At 66.4% G+C, this 20,144-nt stretch carries 22 protein-coding genes and 1 riboswitch; of the genes, 10 read left to right on the top strand and 12 right to left on the bottom strand.

Going from position 1 to position 20,144, the window contains the following annotated elements; translation table 11 throughout:
* Window positions 1-1,176: a CaiB/BaiF CoA transferase family protein gene (locus tag OH686_RS05075; protein WP_289536572.1), complete on the top strand. Its 1,176-nt coding sequence runs from the start codon at window positions 1-3 to the stop codon at window positions 1,174-1,176.
* Window positions 1,177-1,206: 30 nt separating this feature from the next.
* On the opposite strand, the gene OH686_RS05070 is transcribed toward OH686_RS05075, so the two are convergent.
* A complete protein-coding gene (locus OH686_RS05070; RefSeq protein WP_289536570.1) occupies window positions 1,207-1,698 on the bottom strand; it encodes an Lrp/AsnC family transcriptional regulator in 492 nt (163 codons plus the stop codon).
* Between the two features lie 246 nt (window positions 1,699-1,944).
* Here OH686_RS05070 and OH686_RS05065 point away from each other — a divergent pair, with 246 nt between their 5' ends.
* Window positions 1,945-2,565 carry a LysE family translocator gene (locus OH686_RS05065; protein ID WP_289536568.1) on the top strand — a complete coding sequence of 207 codons (621 nt, stop codon included), beginning with the start codon at window positions 1,945-1,947 and terminating at the stop codon, window positions 2,563-2,565.
* Between the two features lie 37 nt (window positions 2,566-2,602).
* Here the strand turns inward: OH686_RS05065 and OH686_RS05060 are convergent, their stop codons facing one another.
* The 4 genes from OH686_RS05060 to OH686_RS05045 form a co-directional block, all read right to left on the bottom strand.
* Window positions 2,603-3,115, bottom strand: coding sequence for a SprT family zinc-dependent metalloprotease (locus OH686_RS05060; protein ID WP_289536566.1), 513 nt, complete (start codon window positions 3,113-3,115; stop codon window positions 2,603-2,605).
* A gap of 33 nt (window positions 3,116-3,148) precedes the next feature.
* Window positions 3,149-3,820: a Yip1 family protein gene (locus OH686_RS05055; protein ID WP_289536565.1), complete on the bottom strand. Its 672-nt coding sequence runs from the start codon at window positions 3,818-3,820 to the stop codon at window positions 3,149-3,151.
* A gap of 131 nt (window positions 3,821-3,951) precedes the next feature.
* A complete protein-coding gene (locus OH686_RS05050) occupies window positions 3,952-4,551 on the bottom strand; it encodes a Yip1 family protein (RefSeq protein ID WP_289536563.1) in 600 nt (199 codons plus the stop codon).
* Window positions 4,552-4,718: 167 nt separating this feature from the next.
* Entirely contained in the window at window positions 4,719-5,309 is a 591-nt protein-coding gene (locus tag OH686_RS05045; RefSeq protein WP_289536562.1) for a DNA-J related domain-containing protein, read from the bottom strand.
* 85 nt (window positions 5,310-5,394) lie between these two features.
* On the opposite strand from OH686_RS05045, the gene ttcA reads away from it, so the two are divergent.
* A complete protein-coding gene (gene ttcA, locus OH686_RS05040; protein WP_137972366.1) occupies window positions 5,395-6,222 on the top strand; it encodes a tRNA 2-thiocytidine(32) synthetase TtcA in 828 nt (275 codons plus the stop codon).
* A gap of 36 nt (window positions 6,223-6,258) precedes the next feature.
* Here ttcA and OH686_RS05035 read toward each other — a convergent pair whose 3' ends face one another.
* The 3 genes from OH686_RS05035 to cbiE are packed head-to-tail and all read right to left on the bottom strand — an operon-like array spanning window position 6,259 to window position 8,902.
* Window positions 6,259-6,972, bottom strand: coding sequence for a (2Fe-2S) ferredoxin domain-containing protein (locus OH686_RS05035; protein ID WP_289536561.1), 714 nt, complete (start codon window positions 6,970-6,972; stop codon window positions 6,259-6,261).
* On the bottom strand, window positions 6,972-7,703 hold the full coding sequence (locus tag OH686_RS05030) for a cobalt-precorrin-6A reductase (protein ID WP_289536559.1): 732 nt from the start codon (window positions 7,701-7,703) through the stop codon (window positions 6,972-6,974). The genes OH686_RS05035 and OH686_RS05030 overlap by 1 nt, the downstream gene beginning before the upstream one ends.
* Window positions 7,700-8,902 carry a precorrin-6y C5,15-methyltransferase (decarboxylating) subunit CbiE gene (cbiE, locus tag OH686_RS05025; protein WP_289536557.1) on the bottom strand — a complete coding sequence of 401 codons (1,203 nt, stop codon included), beginning with the start codon at window positions 8,900-8,902 and terminating at the stop codon, window positions 7,700-7,702. Before cbiE ends, OH686_RS05030 begins: the two co-directional genes overlap by 4 nt.
* Window positions 8,903-8,965: 63 nt before the next feature.
* Window positions 8,966-9,161: riboswitch (cobalamin riboswitch) on the top strand.
* A 91-nt stretch (window positions 9,162-9,252) separates the two neighbouring features.
* Here cbiE and cobG point away from each other — a divergent pair.
* From cobG to OH686_RS04995, 6 genes are read left to right on the top strand one after another with little or no spacing between them, the layout of a single operon-like run.
* The gene (cobG, locus tag OH686_RS05020; protein WP_502942774.1) at window positions 9,253-10,569 is read left to right on the top strand and encodes a precorrin-3B synthase; all 1,317 of its coding nucleotides are present in this window, start codon (window positions 9,253-9,255) and stop codon (window positions 10,567-10,569) included.
* Entirely contained in the window at window positions 10,566-11,192 is a 627-nt protein-coding gene (locus OH686_RS05015) for a precorrin-8X methylmutase (protein ID WP_289536554.1), read from the top strand. Before cobG ends, OH686_RS05015 begins: the two co-directional genes overlap by 4 nt.
* Window positions 11,192-11,935 (top strand): precorrin-2 C(20)-methyltransferase, encoded by a 744-nt coding sequence (locus OH686_RS05010; protein ID WP_289536553.1) that lies wholly within the window; start codon window positions 11,192-11,194, stop codon window positions 11,933-11,935. The genes OH686_RS05015 and OH686_RS05010 overlap by 1 nt, the downstream gene beginning before the upstream one ends.
* A gap of 4 nt (window positions 11,936-11,939) precedes the next feature.
* Entirely contained in the window at window positions 11,940-13,595 is a 1,656-nt protein-coding gene (gene cobJ, locus OH686_RS05005; RefSeq protein ID WP_289538830.1) for a precorrin-3B C(17)-methyltransferase, read from the top strand.
* A 28-nt stretch (window positions 13,596-13,623) separates the two neighbouring features.
* Window positions 13,624-13,866: a hypothetical protein gene (locus OH686_RS05000; protein ID WP_289536551.1), complete on the top strand. Its 243-nt coding sequence runs from the start codon at window positions 13,624-13,626 to the stop codon at window positions 13,864-13,866.
* A 45-nt stretch (window positions 13,867-13,911) separates the two neighbouring features.
* Window positions 13,912-14,763: an alpha/beta fold hydrolase gene (locus tag OH686_RS04995; protein WP_289536550.1), complete on the top strand. Its 852-nt coding sequence runs from the start codon at window positions 13,912-13,914 to the stop codon at window positions 14,761-14,763.
* On the opposite strand, the gene OH686_RS04990 is transcribed toward OH686_RS04995, so the two are convergent.
* Window positions 14,760-15,329: a flavin reductase family protein gene (locus tag OH686_RS04990; RefSeq protein ID WP_289536548.1), complete on the bottom strand. Its 570-nt coding sequence runs from the start codon at window positions 15,327-15,329 to the stop codon at window positions 14,760-14,762. The genes OH686_RS04995 and OH686_RS04990 overlap by 4 nt on opposite strands.
* A 970-nt stretch (window positions 15,330-16,299) precedes the next feature.
* Between OH686_RS04990 and OH686_RS04985 the strand changes: the two genes are divergently transcribed.
* Window positions 16,300-17,316 carry a P63C domain-containing protein gene (locus OH686_RS04985; protein ID WP_289536547.1) on the top strand — a complete coding sequence of 339 codons (1,017 nt, stop codon included), beginning with the start codon at window positions 16,300-16,302 and terminating at the stop codon, window positions 17,314-17,316.
* A 201-nt stretch (window positions 17,317-17,517) separates the two neighbouring features.
* Here the strand turns inward: OH686_RS04985 and cobF are convergent, their stop codons facing one another.
* From cobF to OH686_RS04970, 3 genes are read right to left on the bottom strand one after another with little or no spacing between them, the layout of a single operon-like run.
* Window positions 17,518-18,279, bottom strand: coding sequence for a precorrin-6A synthase (deacetylating) (cobF, locus tag OH686_RS04980; protein WP_289536546.1), 762 nt, complete (start codon window positions 18,277-18,279; stop codon window positions 17,518-17,520).
* Window positions 18,276-19,043: a vWA domain-containing protein gene (locus OH686_RS04975; RefSeq protein WP_289536545.1), complete on the bottom strand. Its 768-nt coding sequence runs from the start codon at window positions 19,041-19,043 to the stop codon at window positions 18,276-18,278. The genes cobF and OH686_RS04975 overlap by 4 nt, the downstream gene beginning before the upstream one ends.
* On the bottom strand, window positions 18,968-19,966 hold the full coding sequence (locus OH686_RS04970; RefSeq protein WP_289536543.1) for a magnesium chelatase ATPase subunit I: 999 nt from the start codon (window positions 19,964-19,966) through the stop codon (window positions 18,968-18,970). The genes OH686_RS04975 and OH686_RS04970 overlap by 76 nt, the downstream gene beginning before the upstream one ends.
* Window positions 19,967-20,144 lie beyond the last annotated feature (178 nt).

Genomic DNA, 20,144 nt, shown 5'->3' with positions numbered 1-20,144 from the left:
ATGAAAGGCCCGCTGTCTTCGCTGAAAGTCCTCGACTTCTCCACCCTGCTGCCGGGCCCGTTCGCCTCGCTGCTGCTGGCCGATATGGGCGCCGAGGTGCTGCGCATCGAGTCGCCCAGCCGCGTGGACCTGGTGCGCGTGCTGCCGCCGCTGGTGGATGGCGTGTCCACCAGCCATGCCTACCTCAACCGCAACAAGCGCTGCCTGGCCCTGGACCTGAAGAAACCCGAGGCGCTGGAGGTGGTGCGTCGCCTGGTGGCCGAGTACGACATCGTGCTGGAGCAGTTCCGTCCGGGGGTGATGGACAAGCTCGGCCTCGGCTATGAGGCGCTCAAGGCGATCAATCCACGGCTGATCTACGTGTCCATCACCGGCTACGGCCAGACCGGGCCGTATAAGGACCGCGCCGGGCATGATCTCAACTACCTGGCCCTGAGTGGCCTCTCCAGCTACACCGGCCGTCGCGACAGCGGCCCGCTGCCGCTCGGCGTGCAGGTGGGGGACATCGCCGGCGGCTCGCTGCATGGGGTGATCGGCCTGCTCGCCGCGGTGATTGCCCGGCAGAGCACGGGGCAGGGCCAGCACGTGGACATAAGCATGACCGACTGCGCCTTCAGCCTGCACGCCATGTCTGGCGCCGGCTATCTGGCCGGTGGCGTGGAGCCGGACATGCAGAACCAGGTGCTCAATGGTGGCAGCTTCTACGACTACTACCGCACCCGCGACGGCCGCTGGCTGTCGGTGGGCAGCCTGGAACCGCAGTTCATGCAGCAGTTCTGCGCCGCCCTCGGCCGTCCGGAGCTGGCGGCGCTGGGCCTGTCGCCCAGGGACCAGGTGGCGCTCAAGCGCGAGATAGAGATCGAGATCGAGAAACACGACCTGGCCGAGTGGCAACAGTGCTTCGCCGAAGTGGATGCCTGCGTCGAACCGGTGCTGAAGCTCTCCGAGGCGGTCGAGCATCCTCAGCTCAAGGCCCGCGGCGTGGTCACCGAGGTGCCGCGCGAGGGCAAGCCGGCGCAGCGGCAGATCGCCTGCCCGATCCGCTTCTCCGCGGGGCTGCAGCCGCCACGTCATATCGGCGCGCCAGTGGGTGCGCATAACGACGAGGTGCTGCGCGAGCTGGGCTATGACGAGGAGGGGATTGCCGCACTCAGGGCGAGCAGGGCGCTCGGCTAGGAGTCTCTCCCAGGAAGGCAGCGCACGCGGTCATGCGCCGCCAACCTGCGGCGGTTTGACCGGTAACGAGGTGAAGGGCTTGATCTCCTTGAGCACGAACATGCTCTGCATTTCCTTGATGCCGGGCAGCTGGCGAACGACCGTCATCGCAAATTCGGCGAACGAGTCCAAGTCCCGCGCCACCACCTGCAGCAGAAAGTCGGCGTCACCGCCGATGCTGTAACAGGCAACAACATCCTCCAGGCCCATGACTTCCTCCTCGAACTTCTGCGCCTCGGTCCTGCTGTGGCGATCGATGCTGACGCGGATAAACACCATGACCCCTAGCCCGATCTTGCGTCGGTCCAGCACGGCCCGGTAGCCCTGGATATAACGGTGTTCCTCCAGCTGCCGGACCCTGCGCCAACACGGCGACGCCGACATGCCGATGTGGTCGGCCAGGGTCTGGTTGGCCATGCGGCCATCCTGCTGGAGAGCGGAGAGGATGCGGGCATCCGTAAGCGTCAGGGTGTGATCGGTCATGGATTTCTCTTGCTGGCTTTTCTGGGGAAGAATCTACCCTTTTTGACGAATATTGACCGCAAGTAGAAAAGTTTTTCCCGGACAGCAGGGTTAGAGTTTTCCCGTTCTCTCGGCGCCATCCAGCGGCTGGCACGGCGGGTCTCGCTTCATCCGGCGAGCCGTCCGGCACCGGCCATGGGGCCATTAGGAGAGAACGCTGCGCGGCCCGCGGTCCGCGCCGTCGACCATCGCTCCGAGGACTCCAGCTTGCTCGATCTGACCCAACTCATGACTTACGCGGTGTCGCTGCTGATCGCGGCGATCGTGCCTGGCCCCGGCATGGCGGCTCTCGTGGCCCGCAGTGTGGCCGGCGGGGCTGTTTCGGGTAGCTGCCTGCTGCTCGGGTTGATCCTGGGCGATCTGATCTATCTGTCGTTCGCCGTCTTCGGCCTGGCGCTGATCGCCGAGCATTTCGACCCGCTGTTCCAGCTGGTGCGCTGGGGAGCCGCGCTGTATCTCGGCTATCTGGCCTGGCGCTTCTGGTTCGCCGACCACCAGCAGATAGTCGTGGGCCGCCCCGCGCAGAGGCGCGAGCTGCTGTCTGCAGCCGTGTCGGGACTGACCATTACCCTGGGGAACCCCAAGACCATCGCCTTCTATCTCGCGCTGGTGCCCTTGGCGATCGACTTGCAGAGCGTCTCTCTCGGCACCTGGGGGCTGGTGCTGGTGCCGCTTACGGTGGCAGTGTTGGTGGTTGTCGGCGCGGTGTTCATCGGCGCGGCGGTGCGTATCCGTTACCTGCTGTCGAGTGCCAGGGCCCAGCAGTACCTGTTCCGAGGGGCTGCCACGGTGATGCTGGGCGCAGCTCTGTCCATGCTGGTGCGCTGAGCCGGCCTCGGTCGCCCGCCTGCCGTCCGGGCTATGGCTATTCGACGCGCTGCTCGCCGCTGAACACCAGGGTCGCCCGGCAACGGCGGCAGAAGTAGCGACGGCCCTTGCGCACCAGGCCGTGGCGCTGGCTGGAGAAGGGAAACTCGCCGTCCGGGCACTGGCACAGATAGAGGTAGCGGGTGACCTTGCGCCGGCCCACGTCGTAGTTGTGGCAGCGCTCCGGCGGCAGCTCGTAAACGCCGCGCATGATCAGCTGCCATTCCTCGCCATGGGGCTGGATGCGCGGGCCGAACAGCTGGTGCGCCACTAGATGCGCCACTTCATGGGCCACGGTCTGCTTGAGGAAGTGCTCGCGGTTTTCCGCGTACAGCTTGGGATTGAAGCGCAGCAGGTTTTCCTGCAGGTGCGCCACGCCGGCCTTCTGCCCGCGCAGCTTGAAGCTGATCTCGGGGCGAGTGAACGGGCGCTTGAAGAAGTCTTCGGCCTGCTGGTAGCAGGATTCAACGCGGGCATAGAGCGATTCGGGCATGGGGTAATTATGCCGCATCACCCGGTGTGGCCAAACCAACCGCTGGTCGAGTCAGTCGTTGCTGTGTTGCTGCTCCCGCACGGTCGGCCTTTCCTCACGCGTCGGGTAGCCCTGTTCCGGCGTGGTGCGCTCGTACACCGGGTGCATGTAGAAGTGCCAGTGCAGGATGGCCGACACCAGCAGCGTCACCACCGACAGCACCGCCACCGCCCACACCGAGCCGGCGTAGACGATGCCCTGCTGCTGGCGGATGCGCATGAAGGTGGGCAGGCCGACGAACAGCAGGAAGGTCGAGTAGGCGCAGGCCAGCGCCAGGACGATCACCGCCAGCCAGCGGCTGGGGTAGACCGCCGCCAGCCCGGCGAGGAAGAACGGCGTGGCCGTGTAGGCGGCGAAGCCGATGCACTGGTTCAGCGAGGGGCGGGTGTCGAAGGTGCGGGACATCCAGCGGATGAAGCCGCCCATGATCAGCGTGCCGATCAACGCGGTGAAATAGACATTGAGCGACAGCAGCAGGGCGCTGCGTTCGTCCAGGAATACCCGCTCGTCTTCGGCCAGGCTCCAGCCAATCTCGGTGGTGCCGATGTACAGGCTCACGGCGGGTATCAGGGCGAGCAGCAGCAGATGGCCGAGGTAGTGGGCGGAGTGCTGTTCCTCTTCCTGCCGGATCTCGTGCCAGGCGGCGTCCGGGTGGGTGAACAGGTTCAGGAAGTGCGGAGTCATGGGCGACGTTCCTCTGCGGGCCGGCTTATTGCCTTAGAGCCCGCTCGGTGCCGTCGGGGTTCAACTTTCTTGTCCTGCAGCTGCGGCAAAACAAAAGGCCGCCCGTGGGCGGCCTCGTTATTCGGCGTCGATCAGTTGGTGTAGACAGGGCCCACGCCGAAGCCCCAGAGGATCACCGAGCAGGCGATCATCGCCACCAGCACCACCAGGCCCACGGCCAGCACTGAGCTGGAGAACATGAAGCCTTCGTCCTGGGGGATGCCCATGAACGTCGGGATGCCGGCGTAGAGCAGGTACACCGTGTAGCAGACCGCCACCGTGCCGATCATCATGCCCAGCCAGAGGCTCGGGTACAGCGCGGCGACGCCACCGATGAACAACGGAGTCGCGGTGTAGGCGGCGAACACGATGCACTGGGTGAGGGTGGGATTGGAGTCGTAGGTGCGCGCCATCCAATGGATGAAGGCGCCCATCACGGCAACGCCGGCGAGCATCGCCAGGTAGGACATGAAGGTCATCTGCATCGCGCTGTTCGCGGTGAGCTTGACCGCCTCGCCGTCGCCGATCCGCCAACCGACTTCGGTGGTGCCGAAGAAGGCGCAGAGCGCGGGTATGGCAGCGAGAATCAGGACGTGGGTCAGGTACATGTGGCTGATGGATTCCTCCTCGCCACGGATTTCCTGCCACTCTTGGTCGGGATGGGTGAAGAGCCCCCAAACATGGTGGATCATGCAGACACCTCCTCTTGTTATTGTTCGATCGCCCCGGAGCGTAGCGCCCGGCGCGCGTGCTCAGCGTCGCCGGGTGCCGGCCGAATCACTGCGACCGTGTGTCGCAGTATAGGAGAAGGCCGCAGCCCGCATGAACCGTGGCTTTAGAGCGAATCGCTCTCTGAGAGTCAGCCGTAATAGCGCTGCAGTATTTCCATCGCCAGGTTGATCGACTGCAGACGGCTGGTGCTGCCGCCGCGATCAGGGTGGTGAATGCTCACCAGTTGCCGGTAGCGCTGTTTGATAGCGGCGAGATTGAGCGGCTGGTCGCCATTCAACTCGAACAGCTCCAGGGCCGCGCGCTTCTCGTCGCCGCCCTGCATGCGCGTCCAGAAACTGGAGAGCAGCTTCTCCACGTCGTCCTCGGTGGTGTCGCGCAAATGTTGCAGATTGAGATAGTAGTCACGCAGCGGGTCGTGTTCGGCCAGTGCGTCGGGCCCCGGCCGCCAAGGTTGCAGCTGCACGCACAGGGGGCTGATCTCCAGGTGTGCGCTCTGTGCCTGCCACAGGCGATCGCGCAGCAGGTAGAGGGCGTTGAACAGCAGGAAGTGGGTGCGGTACAGCACCAGCTTGTCGGCCAGGCCTAGATTGGGGATATGTGTGGAGTGCCGGGCCTTGAGCTGCTGAATCAGGTGGAACTCGCTGATGCCGGCGGGCGCTTCGCGGAGCAGGGCATGCAGCTGGTCGGGCAGGTCGAGGGCGGGATCGAGGTCGTTCATCCGATCAGCCTAACACGGGCTGCCTAGCGCCAGCTTTGTGCGTAAAATGGCCAGCTTTTCGCCTTCACCCGGATTCCCGAGCACCATGTCCAGCAGCCTTTCGGTCAACCAGAACAAACTGCAGAAACGCCTGCGCCGCCTGGCCGGCGAAGCCATCGCCGACTTCAACATGATCGAGGATGGCGACAAGGTGATGGTCTGCCTGTCCGGCGGCAAGGACAGCTACACCATGCTCGACATCCTGCTGTATCTGCAGAAGGTGGCGCCGATCAAGTTCGAGATCGTCGCGGTGAACATGGACCAGAAGCAGCCCGGCTTCCCCGAGCACGTGCTGCCGGCCTACCTGGAATCCATCGGCGTGCCGTACCACATCATCGAGAAGGACACCTACTCGGTGGTGAAGGAGAAGATCCCCGAGGGCAAGACCACCTGCTCGCTGTGCTCGCGCCTGCGCCGCGGCACCCTGTACACCTACGCCGACGAGATCGGCGCGACCAAGATGGCCCTCGGTCACCACCGCGACGACATTCTGGAAACCTTCTTCCTCAACATGTTCTACGGCGGCACGCTGAAGGCCATGCCGCCCAAGCTGCTGTCCGACGACGGCCGCAACGTGGTGATCCGCCCGCTGGCCTACTGCAACGAGAAGGACATCGAGGCCTACTCGGTGATGAAGGAATTCCCGATCATCCCGTGCAACCTGTGCGGCTCCCAAGAGAACCTGCAGCGCCAGGTGGTCAAGGAGATGCTGGTGGAGTGGGAGCGCAAGAGCCCGGGTCGCACCGAGATCATGTTCCGCGCCCTGCAGAACGTGGTGCCGTCGCAGCTGGCCGACCGCAACCTGTTCGACTTCCAGAGCCTGAAGATCGACGACAGCGCCACGCCACGCTTCCTGGACGTGATGAACCTGTGATCCCCGACCGGCCGCCCAGAGCGGCCGGTTTGCTATCTAACCGCGCATGATCAGCTCGGGCACGGCGCGCTCCTCGACGAAGCGCTCCTGCACCAGGCGCTTCACCTCCGCCGCATCGCGTATGCGGTACCACTCGCCACTCGGGTAGACACTCAGGGTCGGCCCCTGGTCGCAGGGGAACTGGCACTGGGTGCGGGTGATATGCACGCCATCCTCGGTTTCCAGGCGCCCGGCCGCCTTCAGCTCCTCGCGCAACAGCTTCCACAGCGGCAGGGCGCCGCGCCGGGTGCAGCGCGGGCCATTGCATAGCAGTACGCGATAGCGGTGCGGCGGGATGCACGACCAGGAGTGAGATTCCGGCAGCTGCGGCACCTCCACGCAGCCCAGGTGTTTTTCCGGCTGCTGGATCAGTGCGGCCAGCGTTGTTACGTCCTCGGCATTGCCGGTGCAGGCGAACAGTTGATCGGCGCGCTCGCCGGCCATGGCCTGCAACTTGCCACGCAGCCAGTCCAGCTGCGGGCTGCCGCCGAGCGGATCGAGATCGACGAGTAATAGCGGCAGCTCTGCGCCGCTCAGGCAGTCGCGTACCCGCGCCCAGACTTCGTCGTAGCCGGCGCCGGTATCGATCAGATCGTCCAGCACGACGGCACCGAACTGTTCAGTGAACTGGCGGCGGGTCAGCTCGGCGAAGCTGCCATGGCTGAGGTCGGGGCCGGCGAACAGTACGCGGGCGTAGGTTTCGGTTTTCATCAGGCTTCTCGGAGCAGCGGCTGCAGCGCCTGCCACAGGGTTTCGGGGGCGGCGAAGGCACGCTCCACCTCGGGCAATTCGGGGCGCGCCAATAGCAATACCGGCAGGCCTAGTTCGCGGGCGACCTGCAGCTTGGCTTCGGTGGCATTGCCGCCGCTGTTCTTGCTCACCAGCACATCGAAGCCCTCGGTGGCGAACAGTGTGCGCTCATCTTCGAGGGTGAACGGCCCGCGCGCGGCGATGCAGCGCGCCCGTGGATGTTCGGGCTGGGCATCGAGCAGGCGCAGGGTCCAATACTGGTGTTCTGGGATCTCATCGAGATGGGCCAGCGGCTCGCGGCCGAGGGTGAAGAAGGGCTTGGCGAAGGGTTCCAGCGCCTGGATCAGCTCGGCCCAGTCGGCTACCTCGCGCCAGTCGTCGCCAGGTTGCGGCTGCCAGCCGGGACGACGCAGCGCCCAGCAGGGCACGCCGGCCAGGCGCGCGGCTGCGGCGGCATTGGCGCTGATCTGCGCAGCATAGGGGTGGGTGACGTCCAGCAGCAGATCGAAGCCTTCGGCGCGAATAAACTCGGCCAGGCCCTCGGCACCGCCGAAGCCGCCGACGCGCACCTTACAGCTCAGATCGTCCGGCACCTTGCCCAGCCCGGCCAGGCTGTACAGATGCTCGGGGCCCAGGCGACGGGCCAGGCGCAGCGCGTCGCCGACGCCGCCGAGCAACAGCACGCGGGTCACGGCTTGTGTACTTGCAGCAGGGTGATCGGCAGGGCGCTGCGCCAGGTGTCGAAGTCGCCCAGCGGCTGGGCCTGGGCGATGGCGATGCGGGTCAGCTCGCCGCCATGCTGTTCGCGGAAGGCCACCAGCGTGGCCTCGCTCTGCAGGGTCACGGCGTTGGCGATCAGCCGGCCGCCAGGCTTGAGCGCCTGCCAGCACAGCTCCAGCACGCCGGGCACGGTGACGCCGCCGCCGATAAAAATCGCATCGGGGAATTCCAGGCCGGCCAGGGCTTCCGGCGCCTCGCCGGCCACCAGTTGCAGCTGCGGCACGCCGAGGGCGTCGCGGTTATGCGCGATCAGTTGCTGGCGACCTTCGTTGGCCTCGATGGCGATGGCCCGGCAGCTCGGATGGCTGCGCAGCCACTCGATGCTGATCGAGCCGCAGCCGGCGCCGACATCCCACAGCAGCTCTCCGGGCCGCGGCGCCAGGCGGGCGAGGGTGATGGCGCGCACGTCGCGTTTGGTCAGCTGGCCGTCGTGGCGGTAGGCGTCGTCGGGCAGGCCGATGGTCAGCGGCAGCGCTTGCACGCCGGCATCGGCGCGGCATTCGACGGCCAGCAGATTGAGCGCGGCGACTGCTTCCACATTCCAGCTCGTGGCCAGGCCATCGATGCGCCGCTCCAGCGGGCCGCCCAGATGCTCCAGCACGCTCAGGCGGCTGGCGCCGAAACCGCGCTCGCGCAGCAGGGCGGCGATAGCGGCCGGGCTCGCGCCGTCGTTGCACAGGATCAGCAGGCGCTGGGCTTGATGTAGATGCGCAGTGACGTTGGTCAGCGGGCGCGCCACTACCGACAGCAGGGTCACGTCCTGCAGCGGCCAGCCCAGGCGCGCGGCGGCCAGGGAATAGGAGGAGGGCGCCGGCAGCACGAGCATCTCGCCTTCGCTCACCTGACGTGCCAGGCTGGCGCCGACGCCGTAGAGCATGGGGTCGCCACTGGCCAGCACGCAGGTCGGCGTGCCGCGTCGCTGCAATACGGGTTCGAGGCTGAAGGGGCTGGGCCAGTTCTGCCGTGGGGCGCGGATGCAGGGAGGCAGCAGGTCGAGCTGGCGCGGCGCACCGACGATGCACTCGGCCGCCAGCAGCGCACGGCGCGCCGCCTTGCCCAGGCCGGCATAGCCCTCTTCGCCTATGCCCACTACCGTCAGCCAGGCCGTCATCTGTGTCTCCTCGATGCCTTGCGGGGCGACGCGCGGGCTTGGCCCGGTGCCGCGAAAAGCGGGCATAATAGCGCCTTCGTCGGTGCCCGGTTCTTTCAGAGGAACCAGCGGGCCTAAGAGGGAACACGGTACAAGCCGTGGCTGCCCCCGCAACTGTAAGCAGCGAGTCGCTCCACACACATGCCACTGAGCAATCGGGAAGGCCGTGCAGCGATGAGGACCTGTCAGCCAGGAGACCTGCCGACGACGCAGTCGCGAGTGCCAACATCGGGCGGGGTGTACCGATGCCAAGAAATCCCTGTGCGGATTTCACTGGTTCGGTCGCCGCGTCGTTCGTTGTCGGTGACCGCTTGAAGCACGATCCATCCGCCTCCGTCGCAACCATCCCCAGGCCCTCCGCCTGCCCGGGATTGTGGCGCGTCGTGTCCGCGCTGGACGGCGGCATCTGCCGGGTCAAGCTGCCCGGCGGGTTGCTGACCAGTGCCCAGGCCCGTGCGGTGGCCGAGGCGGCGCGCATGTGCGCCAGCGGCGTGCTGGAACTGACCAACCGCAGCAACCTGCAGATCCGCGGCGTGCGCGAGGGCGAACAGCGCGCGCTGGTGGCGCACTTGCTGGCCGCCGGCCTCGGCCCGCGACAGGCCGCTGCCGACGATGTACGCAACCTGCTGCTCAGCCCCGCCGCCGGTCGTGATCCGGCCGCCCATCTCGATACCCGCCCGCTGGCCGATCGGCTGCTGGCTTTGCTTCAAGACACGCCCGAATTCCACGCTCTCTCCGCCAAGTTTGCCCTGCAGCTAGATGGCGGCGAGGCCCTGGCCATGCTCGACCACCCGCACGATATCTGGCTCAGTGCCTTGCCCGGCTGCCAGCAGCTGGCCTTCGGCCTGGCCGGCACGCCGCGCGACCAGGCCTTGGCCAGCATCCAGCTGGAGCAGGCGGAGCCTCTGGTAACGACTGCGCTGCGGCTGTTCCTCGAACTGGCCGGCGAGCATAGCCGCATGCGCCAGCTGCTGGCCGAACTGCCGCGGGCGGACTTCCTCACTCGTCTGCAGGCGCGCCTGCCCTTTGCCCTGGGTGCACCGCCGGTTGCGCCGCAGAGGAGCGAGTCGGATGGCGCGCCGCTGGGCGCCCATGCCCAGGCGCAACCCGGCCTGGCCATGTGGCTAGGCGGTGCGCCACTGGGCCGGCTAGTAGCCACCCAGCTGTGGGCCCTGGCCGATCTGGCCGAGACCGAGGGCAGCGGCGAGCTGCGCCTCACACCCTGGCAGGGCGTGCTGCTGCCGGATGTGCCCGTTGCCCGCCAGGCCATCGTGGCGCAAGCCTTGAATGACATCGGCCTGCTGCTGGATGTCCGCGCGCCGCTGGCGCGGATGCTCGCCTGCAGCGGCAGCGCCGGCTGCGCCAAGGCCGGCGCGGACACCAAGGCCGATGCCCAGCGTCTGACCGAGCGCCTTGGCCCCAATGGACCGGCCCAGATTCATCTGAGCGGCTGCCCGCGCAGTTGCGCCGCCGCCCATGTCGCACCCTACACGCTGCTGGCCCAGCCCGGCGGCCGCTATGACCTCTATCGCCGCGAGCAGGGCCAGGCCGGATTCGGCCGCCTGCTGGCGACGTCCCTCGATATCGACCAAGCCGGCGAGCGCCTCGCCGCAGGAAGCCCCGAATGATCGATTACATCCGCGATGGTCAGGAGATCTATCGCCAGTCCTTCGCCACCATCCGCGCCGAGGCCGATCTCTCGGCCATTCCGGCCGATCTGGAGAAGCTCGCCGTGCGCCTGATCCACGCCTGCGGCATGGTCGACGTGGTGCAGGACCTGCGCTTCTCGCCCGGCGCCGGCGCCGCCGGCCGCGCTGCCTTGGCCAACGGCGCGCCGATCCTCTGCGACGCGCGCATGGTCGCCGAGGGCATCACCCGCGCGCGCCTGCCGGCCAGCAACCCGGTGATCTGCACCCTCAACGAGGCGGACGTACCGCAGCTGGCCCGCGAGCTGGGCAACACCCGTTCGGCGGCCGCGCTGGAGCACTGGCGCGAGCACCTGGAGGGCAGCGTGGTGGTGATCGGCAACGCGCCCACTGCATTGTTCTACCTGCTGGAAATGCTCGACGCCGGCGCGCCGAAGCCGGCGCTGATCCTCGGCATGCCGGTGGGCTTTATCGGCGCCGCCGAATCCAAGGACATGCTCGCCGCCGACAGCCGCGGCGTGCCCTACGTGATCGTGCGCGGCCGCCGTGGCGGCAGCGCTATGGCCGCTGCCGCGGTCAACGCCCTGGCCACGGAGGTGGAGTGATGCGCAAGGGACGTCTGCTCGGCCTCGGCGTCGGCCCCGGCGATCCGGAGCTGATCACCCTCAAGGCCCTGCGTTTGCTGCAGTCGGCGCCCGTGGTGGGCTACTTCGTGGCCAAGGCCAAGGCCAGCAAGGGCCAGGGTGGCAACGCCTTCGGCATCATCGAGCAGCACCTGACCGATGCGCAGCGCCGCCTGCCGCTGGTCTACCCGGTTACCACAGAGAAACTGGAGCCGCCGCTGACCTACGAGGATGTGATCGCCGACTTCTACGACACCTGCGCCGTGCAGATCGCCGCCGAGCTGGATGCCGGCCGCGATGTGGCGGTGATCTGCGAGGGCGACCCGTTCTTCTACGGCTCCTACATGTATTTGCACGACCGCCTCGCCGAGCGCTATGAGGCCGAGGTGGTGCCCGGCGTGTGTTCCATGCTGGGCTGCGCCTCGGTGCTGGGCACGCCGCTGGTCTATCGCAACCAGAGCTTGAGCGTGCTCTCCGGCGTGCTGCCGGAGGAGGAGCTGGAGCAGCGCCTGCGCAATGCCGAGGCCGCCGTGGTGATGAAGCTCGGCCGCAACTTCGACAAGGTGCGCCGCGTGCTGCAGCGCTTGGGCCTGGCCGAACGTGCCCACTATGTGGAGCGCGCGACCATGGACAACCAGCACATAGTGCCGCTGGACCAGGTCGACCCGCTGGCCTCGCCGTACTTCTCCATGATCCTGGTGCCGGGGGAGAAGTGGCGTGGCTGAGCCCATGAGTCCCGCCGCCATTGTCATCCTCGGCGCCTCGGCGCTGGCCACCGCACGCCGCGTGCAGCAGCGCTATCCGCAGGCGCGCATCCACGGCCTGGCCGGGCGGGTCGACGAGGTCGATGAGAGCTACCGCGAATTCGCCGAACACCTGCGCGGCCTGTACCGCGCCGGCACGCCGATCATCGCCCTGTGCGCCGCCGGCATCGTGATCCGCAGCCTGGCTCCGGTCCTGGTGGAGAAGGGCATGGAGCCACCGGTGCTGGCCCTGGCCGAAGATGGCAGCGCCTTGGTGCCGCTGCTCGGCGGCCTAGCCGGGGTCAATCGCCTGGCCCGCGAGCTGGGCGAGTGGCTGGAGGTGGCGCCGGCCATCACCACCAGCGGCGAGCTGCGCTTCGGCACCTGCCTGCTCGACCCGCCAGCAGGCTATTCCCTGGCCGATCTGGAGCAGGGCAAGCGCCTGGTCAGCGACCTACTCGGCGGCGCGCGCCTGCGCGTCGAGGGTGAGGCGCCCTGGCTGCAGCAGGCCAATCTGCCGCTGCATGCCGAGGGCGAGCGCTGCCTGCGCATCGATGTGGCTGTGGCCAGCGGCGACGATGCGCTGCTGATCCATCCACGCCAGTTGCTGGCACGTTGTGCCGAGCCATCCGCCGAGCTGGCTGCCCATCTGAGCGCCGCGCTGGCCGAGGCCGGTTTGGCCGAGGCGGCGCTGGCTGCATTGCTGGTCGAGGGCGAGGGGCGTTCGTTGCCATTCGCCGAGCAGGCCGCCGCCGAGCTGAAGGTGCCGCTGCGTTTTATCGAGTCGAGCACGGCGCTGCCCTCTGCCTGCTATGAAGAAGCGGGACTCAGCCTGCATCTGGCCGATAGCCCGCAAACCGCTACCACTATCGGCCGCCCGCGTGGCCGCCTCAGCGTGGTCGGCATCGGCCCCGGCTGCGCCGAGCTGCTGGTCCCGGCCGTGCGCCGCGCGCTGGACGAGGCCGAGGACGTGCTCGGCTACGAGACCTACGTGACCATGGCCGGCCCCTATCGCGCCGACCAGTGCCTGCACGCCAGCGACAATCGCGAGGAACTGCAGCGCGCCGCCCATGCCTTCGAATTGGCCGCCCAGGGCCGCCGGGTGGTGATGGTGTCCTCCGGTGACCCCGGCGTATTCGCCATGGCCGCCGCGGTGATGGAGGCGCTGGAAGCCTCCAGCGATGCGCGCTGGCAGGGTGTCGAACTGGAAGTGCTGCCCGGCATCTCCGCCGCCCTTGCCACCGCGGCCCGCGCCGGTGCACCGCTGGGCCATGATTTCTGCCTGATCTCCCTGTCCGACAACCTCAAGCCCTGGGCGGTGATCGAGAAACGCCTGCAGCACGCCGCCGCCGCCGACCTGGCCATGGCCTTCTACAACCCGATCTCCAGGGCGCGCCCCTGGCAGCTAGGCCGCGCCCTTGACCTGCTGCGCCAGCACCGCGAACCGCAGACCCTGGTGGTGCTCGGGCGCGACATCGGCCGCCCGGCCGAGGCCCTCCGTGTGCTCACCCTCGGCGAGCTGACGCCGGAGCTGGTGGACATGCGCACCCTGGTGATCATCGGCTCCAGCCAGACCCGCCGCTTCCCGCGTCAGGGCGGCGGCGAGTGGGTGTATACACCGCGCTGGTATCCGCAGGTTTGAGCAGTCACTCAACAGAAAATGACTGTTCTTGTTATTTTCTGTTGAGTCATGGGGTTTTCAGTTTTACGCCGCTTCGCTGTCCAGCGATCCGCAAGTAAAGGCGGACTTCCGCAAGGAAATGCAGCGCTTCCTGCCGCCCCGGATAGTGGTCGAGACGGTGAGCAACGAGCGATTCTGGGACTACCTGGTGAGCGAGATACCGGCGTTGATGCGGCGAGCCAAAGCGCAACTTGAGGGCAATGCGCAGGCGGGCGAAGCGTTCCGCATGTAATCGGCCGGCTACGCTCTTCGGAGTCCAGCAGAGGAGTCGCCCGCCATGCCGCACCAGCCCGCCCACCAGGTACCCAACCAGTTCGTCGAGAGCAATGGCCGTCGCCTGGCCTATCGGTTGATAGGCGAGGGCGTGCCGCTGCTGCTGTGCGTGCGCTTTCGCGGCACCATGGATTCCTGGGACCCGCTGTTCCTCGATGCGCTCGCCGAGCAGGGCTTCAGGGTGTACGTCTTCGACTACAGCGGCCTGGGCCTGTCCGGCGGTGAACCCAGTTACGACCCGGCGCGCCTGGCCCGCGACACTCTCGACCTGATCGCCGCCCTCGGCCTGCAACGTCTGGTGCTCGGCGGCTGGTCGCTCGGTGGCATCGCCGCCCAGCTGGTGTTCCTGCAGGCGCCGCAGCTGCTCAGTCATCTGCTGCTGTTCGGCACCACACCGCCGGGCGAGCTGGTGCGCATGGGCGAGCCACTATTCTACGAGCTGGTGCGGCGGGAGAACGACTTCGAGGACTTCGTCCACCTGTTCTTCGAGCCGCTGTCCCAGGACAGTCGCGCGGCGGCAACCCAGTCGGCCGCGCGCATCGCTTCGCGTACCTCGGGCCAGTGCCCGCCGGTGCCTCACGAGTGGGCCGGTCAACAACTGGGCGACGGGCCGCGTAACCCGATCATCCCGGTGCCGCCGCTGCTCGACGCCCTCAAGCGCACGGGCATTCCCGTGCTGCACATCGGTGGCAGCCACGACATCGTCTTTCCGGTGGAAAACTGGCACGCGCTCAGCGGCGCGCTGCCGACTCTGCAGCTGCTGACCCTGCCCAGCTCCGGCCATGGCCCGCACCTGCAGTATCCGCTGACCTGCGCCAGGCATATAGCCGCGTTCGTCGAGGGCGAGAGTTCCTAGGCCTTGAGCGCCTCGCCAATGGCGTAGAAATGCCCACCGGCCACATGGTGCAGGCTGCGCCAGGCCGGGTCGGCCTCCTCGAAGTGCCAGCGGCCGTCGCGGAACACACGGTCGTCGGCCCAGGCGCCGACCACTTCGCCGATGAACAGGTCGTAGGTGTTCTGGTTGTGCGGCTCGGCGATCAGCTCGCAGGCCATCCAGGCCGAGCAGCCTTGCACGAAGGGCAGGTCGTGGCCGGGCATGTCGAACAGCTCGACGCCGGCCTTGGCCAGTTTGTCCGGATCGTCCTTGAGGCTGTGGTTGCCGACCTGGTTGGTCAGCTGCAGCTGGGCGGCGGTGGGTATCTGGATGACGAAGCGGCCGCTGCGTTCGATCAGTTCGCGGGTGCGGGTGGCTTTGTCGAGCACCACGGTGAGCTTGGGTGGGGAGAAGTCCAGAACGCAGGCCCAGGCTGCGGCCATGACGTTGTCGATGCCGTCGTGGCGGGCGGAGACCAGCACGGTTGGGCCGTGGTTGAGAAGGCGGTAGGCCTTGGCGAGGTCGACGGGAATTTGGTGGGGATTCATTGGGGGTTATTCCAGACTGCGAGAGTGGAGTGATGCTCGCTTGTGGGGCTGGGGTTCGGCAACTGCGTTGGCTTTCGGTTTGTGTGTTGGCCGGTTGCTGCGTTGGCTGGGGCAGTGGTTCCGCCCTGCTGGGCGGGTTCCTTTTGGCAGTCGCCCCAAAAGGAACCAAAAGGTCTTGCCCCGCCATCCGGCCCTGCGCTTCGCTCCGGGTTCGTTCGCTCCATCATCGCTCCGAGGGTCGGCTTACAAGGGCCTTCCCTGGCCCTTTAAGCCTTTCGCCGCATCCATGCGGCTCACCCCTCTACACAACGATTCCGCTCACCCTCCTGAAGGGGCGGGGGGTTGCCTGGGGAAGCGGTGTTGTTTCTGTAGGGTGTTACTCGCCCGAAGGGCAGTACACCGTTTCGGTGTGGTGGGCTGCCTGCGGCGAGACCACCCTATAGAGTGTCCATCCAGCTCCGCGCAGCGGCTAGAAGAGCGAATAAGCAACTCGGAGTCCGAACCCCGTCAGGAGGCCGAGTGGAGGTGTTGCGCAGGGGGACGAGCCGCAAGGATGCGGCGAGAGGCTTAAAGGGCCAGGGATGGCCCTTGTAAGCCGGCCCCCGGAGCGACACCGGAAGGAGGGAAGTCTGGCCGCAGGCCAGACCCGGATGCCGGGCGCGCTTTCTCTTTGGTTACTTTCTCTTTCGCGCGAGCAAAGAGAAAGTGACTCGCCGTGCAAGGCGAAATCTGTAGTTTCAGCCGAGGAAGTGTTGCGATTCAGAGCTGGCGCTTCGGCAAAAAAACGTGGTCTGTCTCCGTATAACTGAGCAGCAGCAAATAAATTTGTCTCAATTTTGTTGCATGAGGCTGATTTGGAGAACGTCCTCTCAGCCGATATGTGTGATTTTGCGAGCTTGCGTGTTTTTTGCTTGCATGTTGCTAGCATTAATCTATATTGCTAGCACCAAGACGAAGCGAGTACTGCGCCATGAGTGATGAGTCCAGCAAGAAACCCACCGGTCGCGCCAAGGGAGGCGCAGCACGTCAGGCCGCATTAACGCCTGAGCAGCGTAAAGAGAATGCCCGCAAAGCAGCTCTGGCGAAGGCAGAAATTGCCAAGCTCCCTCGGGCTACTCATGGGTCGACGGAGCATCCACTTAAAATTGGTGATATCGAGATCCCATGCTACGTGCTTGACGACGGAACTCGTGTCCTTTCCCAAAGGGGGCTTATTGCAGGATTAGGAATGAAATCTGGCGGCTCCGCGACTGGTGCTGATCGCTTGGCGGTATTTGCTGGTAGTAAAGGCGTTTCTTCTTTTATTTCTAATGACTTAGAGGTGACGATCAATAATCCGATTCGTTTTGTTTCGCCTGGCGGTGGCACACCTGCTTTCGGATATCCAGCCACTGTTCTGGCCGACATTTGCGATGCTGTATTAGCTGCTAGACAGGCAGGAAAGCTGCACTATCAGCAAGAGCATATTGCTGCCCAAGCGGAAATACTTGTTCGTGGTTTTGCACGTGTAGGCATCATCGCCCTGGTGGATGAAGCAACCGGCTACCAGAAGGATCGGGCTAAAGATGCACTGGCCCAAATTCTGGAGGCTTTCGTTGCCAAAGAGCTCCAGCCATATGTCCGTGCTTTTCCTGCCGAGTACTACGAGGAGCTCTTCCGCCTCCGTGGCTTGAAGTACCCGCCAGAGAATCCGAAGTTCCGCCCTCAGTACTTTGGTCTGCTTACGAACGATATCGTCTACGAGCGCTTGGCGCCGGGGTTGCTAGAGGAACTGAAGAAGCAGGCGGCTAAAGACGAGAAGAAAAAGCATCTGCACCGCCGCCTGACTCAGGAAGTGGGGCATCCACGTCTGCGTGAGCACTTAGCTTCGGTAGTCACTGCAATGAAGCTCTCTAATGACTACTCCGACTTCATCAGCAAACTGAATCGCCTTCACCCTCGCTTTGGTGATAACCGGATGCTTGATCTTGAGGAGGGGGATCGGTAGCTGTTTCTGGTTGACCGGTTAGATGATGCTAAGGGCTTGTTCGAGCGAGCGCTTGATCCGGCCCTGAGAGCATCAGCATTTGCGCTATCTGGTCTTTCTGGTCGACAGCTTATGGCCTGTAGCGGTCATCCATGAAAGTAGCTATTGGTCATGGGTTCTGATGGACGACGTTTCAAACAGCCTGCTTGAGCTGGATCACGCCTAGGCCGATCCGCTCTTCCTCAACAAGTAGCTATCCATAATCCACCCATTCCTCTCCCGCGCCTCCATGCGCGTCGCGGCAATCCTCTCCGCCACCTCATCCAACGCCCCAGCAATCAAAATCTCATCCGCCGTCCCCACATACGCCCCCCAATAGATATGCAGCCCCTGCCCAACAAACCGTAGGTAGGTGTCCTTGGCATCGAGCATCACCGCCACGCTGTCCACGCCCTGCGGCCAGCCCTCGGCCAGCAGGCGGCCGGTGGTGATTTCCACGGCGCGGCCGATCTGGTTCAGCGGTACGCGGTGGCGGGCGGTGAGGGCCTGCAGGCTGGTGATTCCGGGGATCACGTCATAGCTGAGATCGCTGCGCGTGGCAGCGATGGACTCGATGATGCGGATGCTGCTGTCGTACAGCGAGGGGTCGCCCCAGACCATGAAGGCGGCGACTTCTCCGTCGCTCATCTGCTCGTCGATCAGTTGCTCGAACACCGCCTGCTTGTCGCGGTTCAGCTCGTCCACGCTGGCGCGGTAGTCGACGGCGTCGCGTTCGCGTTCCGGTTGCAGGCCTTCGGCGAAGCGCGGGCTGTGGCCGTCCAGGAAGCGCTCGCAGATTTCCCGGCGCAGGGCGTTGAGCTTGTGTTTGGCCGGGCCCTTGTCCATCAGGAAGATCACATCGCTGCGGCGCAGGGCCTTGATCGCCTGTTGGGTGATGTAGTCAGGGTCGCCGGCGCCGATGCCGACCAGCAGCAGTTCTTTCATGGTCTGTTCCAGGTGGGCGCGCGGCTTGCGGGCGCCAGTTCGTCGATATGGTGGTAGTCGGCGTCCAGCTCGCTGGCTAGCTGGCGGGCGCGGCCGAGGCGGATGGGCGCGCGCTCGATGTCCAGCAGCAGGCCGGGGCAGGGTAGCGCGGTAAGCCGCGGCCAGTCGCGCAGGCGGCCGTCGGTGAGCAGCAGCAGGCGCTGCTGTTCGCCGGGTTTGTGGCGCTGGCGGCGCAACAGCCAGGGTGTGGCCAGTTGCAGGGCCTCGATGATCGGGGTGCCGCCGCCGGCGCCGAGCTGCTGCAGCCAGGCGCGCAGTTCAGGTGACGTCTTCTGCCCCTGCCATAGCCAGCGTGGCTGGGCGCCGCCGGCTTCGAGCACGGCCAGGCGCGCGCGCTGGCGGTAGGCGCTGGCGAACAGCTCGGTGAGCAGGCCCTTGGCTTGGGCCAGGGCGCCATGTCGACGAGTGCTGGCCGAGGCGTCGACGATGACCAGCCACAGCTCTCCGGGGCGCAGGCGGCGGGCATGCCAGTGCAGGTCGGCGTGGCGACGCGGGCGGCCGTGGGCGAGGGTCGCCGGCCAGTCGATGCGCGTGGGCGTGCCGGTGCCGCGTGCGCCGCTGCGTCCGCCTTGGGCCTGGCCGGGGAGGGGTAGGGCATCCGCGCCTGGGGCCTGGCGCGGGCGGATGCTCAGGGCTTTTTTGGCCAGGCCGGTGGCTCGCGCCGTTCGCCGACTGCCACGGCCTGCGGCGGCAGTGCGCCCCATTGGCCTTCGCCCTGTTCCTGTTGCGACGGCTGCTGGGCCTGGTTCGGCGCAGGCGGCTGCTTGGCGGCCGGTGGCGTGTGTTCACGGCGGCGATGGGCGAGGACGAAGGGCTCCAGGGCGTCGATGTCCTGCGCTTCGATCTGGCTGGCGCCGCGCCAGGCGGCGTGGGCGCGGGCGCCGCGCAGCCAGACCAGGTCGGCGCGCAGGCCATCGACGGCGGCGGCGAAGCAGCGCTGGGCGATGTCGTCCAGGCTGGCGTCGTCCAGGGCGATTGTGCTCAAGCGCTGACGGGCATCCATGCAGCGCTGGCGCAGGGCGTCCTGCTCGCTCTGCCACTGGGCGAGGAAGGCTTCGGGAGCGTCGTCGAAGGCCAGGCGGCGGCGGATAATTTCCGCGCGCTGGGTCGGCTCGGGCGTGCCGCCGAGTTGGACCTTGAGGCCGAAGCGGTCGAGCAGTTGCGGGCGCAGTTCGCCTTCCTCGGGGTTCATGGTGCCGATCAGTACGAAGCGCGCCGGGTGGCTGTGCGACAGGCCATCGCGTTCGATGTGGTTGATGCCGCTGGCGGCGACGTCGAGCAGCAGGTCGACCAGGTGGTCGGGCAGCAGGTTGACCTCGTCGACGTAGAGCACGCCGCCGTGGGCGTTGGCCAGCACGCCGGGGGAGAAGCGCACGCGGCCCTCGCCGAGCGCGGCATCCAGGTCGAGGGTACCGACGATGCGTTCCTCGCTGGCGCCCAGCGGCAGGGTGACGAAGCGCCCACCGTCGAGCAGGTCGGCCACGCCGCGCGCCAGGGTGGACTTGGCCATGCCGCGCGGGCCTTCGATCAGCACGCCGCCCAGGGCTGGGTCGATGGCGGCCAGGCACAGCGCCAGCTTGAGCTCGTCGGCGGCCACCACGGCGGCCAGGGGGAAATGGGGCTGCATGGCGTTACCTCAGATCAAAGGTTGAAAGGGGGCGGGCCGATCGGTTAGCGTGGCAACCATCGTTTTGGAGATCAGCATGTCATCTCGTCCTTCCCTGAACCGCCTCGTTCGCTCCGCCGCTGTCGGCGTGGCAGGCGTGCGCGCGCAGGTCGAGGCCGTCGCTTATTTCTTTTATGGG

Source organism: Pseudomonas sp. SO81 (assembly GCF_030374125.1).
In the GTDB taxonomy this organism is placed as follows: Bacteria; Pseudomonadota; Gammaproteobacteria; order Pseudomonadales; family Pseudomonadaceae; genus Aquipseudomonas.
Note: the sequence above shows the minus strand (reverse complement) of the source record. Positions and strands in the feature narration are given on the sequence as shown.

Excerpts from the sequence above, each read along its gene's own strand:
- OH686_RS05075 (WP_289536572.1), top strand. The coding sequence starts at position 1 with ATGAAAGGCCCGCTGTCTTCGCTGAAAGTCCTCGACTTCTCCACCCTG.
- OH686_RS05070 (WP_289536570.1), bottom strand. The coding sequence starts at position 1,698 with ATGACCGATCACACCCTGACGCTTACGGATGCCCGCATCCTCTCCGCT.
- OH686_RS05060 (WP_289536566.1), bottom strand. The coding sequence starts at position 3,115 with ATGCGGCATAATTACCCCATGCCCGAATCGCTCTATGCCCGCGTTGAA.
- OH686_RS05055 (WP_289536565.1), bottom strand. The coding sequence starts at position 3,820 with ATGACTCCGCACTTCCTGAACCTGTTCACCCACCCGGACGCCGCCTGG.
- OH686_RS05050 (WP_289536563.1), bottom strand. The coding sequence starts at position 4,551 with ATGATCCACCATGTTTGGGGGCTCTTCACCCATCCCGACCAAGAGTGG.
- OH686_RS05045 (WP_289536562.1), bottom strand. The coding sequence starts at position 5,309 with ATGAACGACCTCGATCCCGCCCTCGACCTGCCCGACCAGCTGCATGCC.
- ttcA (WP_137972366.1), top strand. The coding sequence starts at position 5,395 with ATGTCCAGCAGCCTTTCGGTCAACCAGAACAAACTGCAGAAACGCCTG.
- OH686_RS05035 (WP_289536561.1), bottom strand. The coding sequence starts at position 6,972 with ATGAAAACCGAAACCTACGCCCGCGTACTGTTCGCCGGCCCCGACCTC.
- cbiE (WP_289536557.1), bottom strand. The coding sequence starts at position 8,902 with ATGACGGCCTGGCTGACGGTAGTGGGCATAGGCGAAGAGGGCTATGCC.
- OH686_RS05015 (WP_289536554.1), top strand. The coding sequence starts at position 10,566 with ATGATCGATTACATCCGCGATGGTCAGGAGATCTATCGCCAGTCCTTC.
- OH686_RS05010 (WP_289536553.1), top strand. The coding sequence starts at position 11,192 with ATGCGCAAGGGACGTCTGCTCGGCCTCGGCGTCGGCCCCGGCGATCCG.
- cobJ (WP_289538830.1), top strand. The coding sequence starts at position 11,940 with ATGAGTCCCGCCGCCATTGTCATCCTCGGCGCCTCGGCGCTGGCCACC.
- OH686_RS04995 (WP_289536550.1), top strand. The coding sequence starts at position 13,912 with ATGCCGCACCAGCCCGCCCACCAGGTACCCAACCAGTTCGTCGAGAGC.
- OH686_RS04990 (WP_289536548.1), bottom strand. The coding sequence starts at position 15,329 with ATGAATCCCCACCAAATTCCCGTCGACCTCGCCAAGGCCTACCGCCTT.
- OH686_RS04985 (WP_289536547.1), top strand. The coding sequence starts at position 16,300 with ATGAGTGATGAGTCCAGCAAGAAACCCACCGGTCGCGCCAAGGGAGGC.
- cobF (WP_289536546.1), bottom strand. The coding sequence starts at position 18,279 with ATGAAAGAACTGCTGCTGGTCGGCATCGGCGCCGGCGACCCTGACTAC.
- OH686_RS04975 (WP_289536545.1), bottom strand. The coding sequence starts at position 19,043 with ATGGGGCGCACTGCCGCCGCAGGCCGTGGCAGTCGGCGAACGGCGCGA.
- OH686_RS04970 (WP_289536543.1), bottom strand. The coding sequence starts at position 19,966 with ATGCAGCCCCATTTCCCCCTGGCCGCCGTGGTGGCCGCCGACGAGCTC.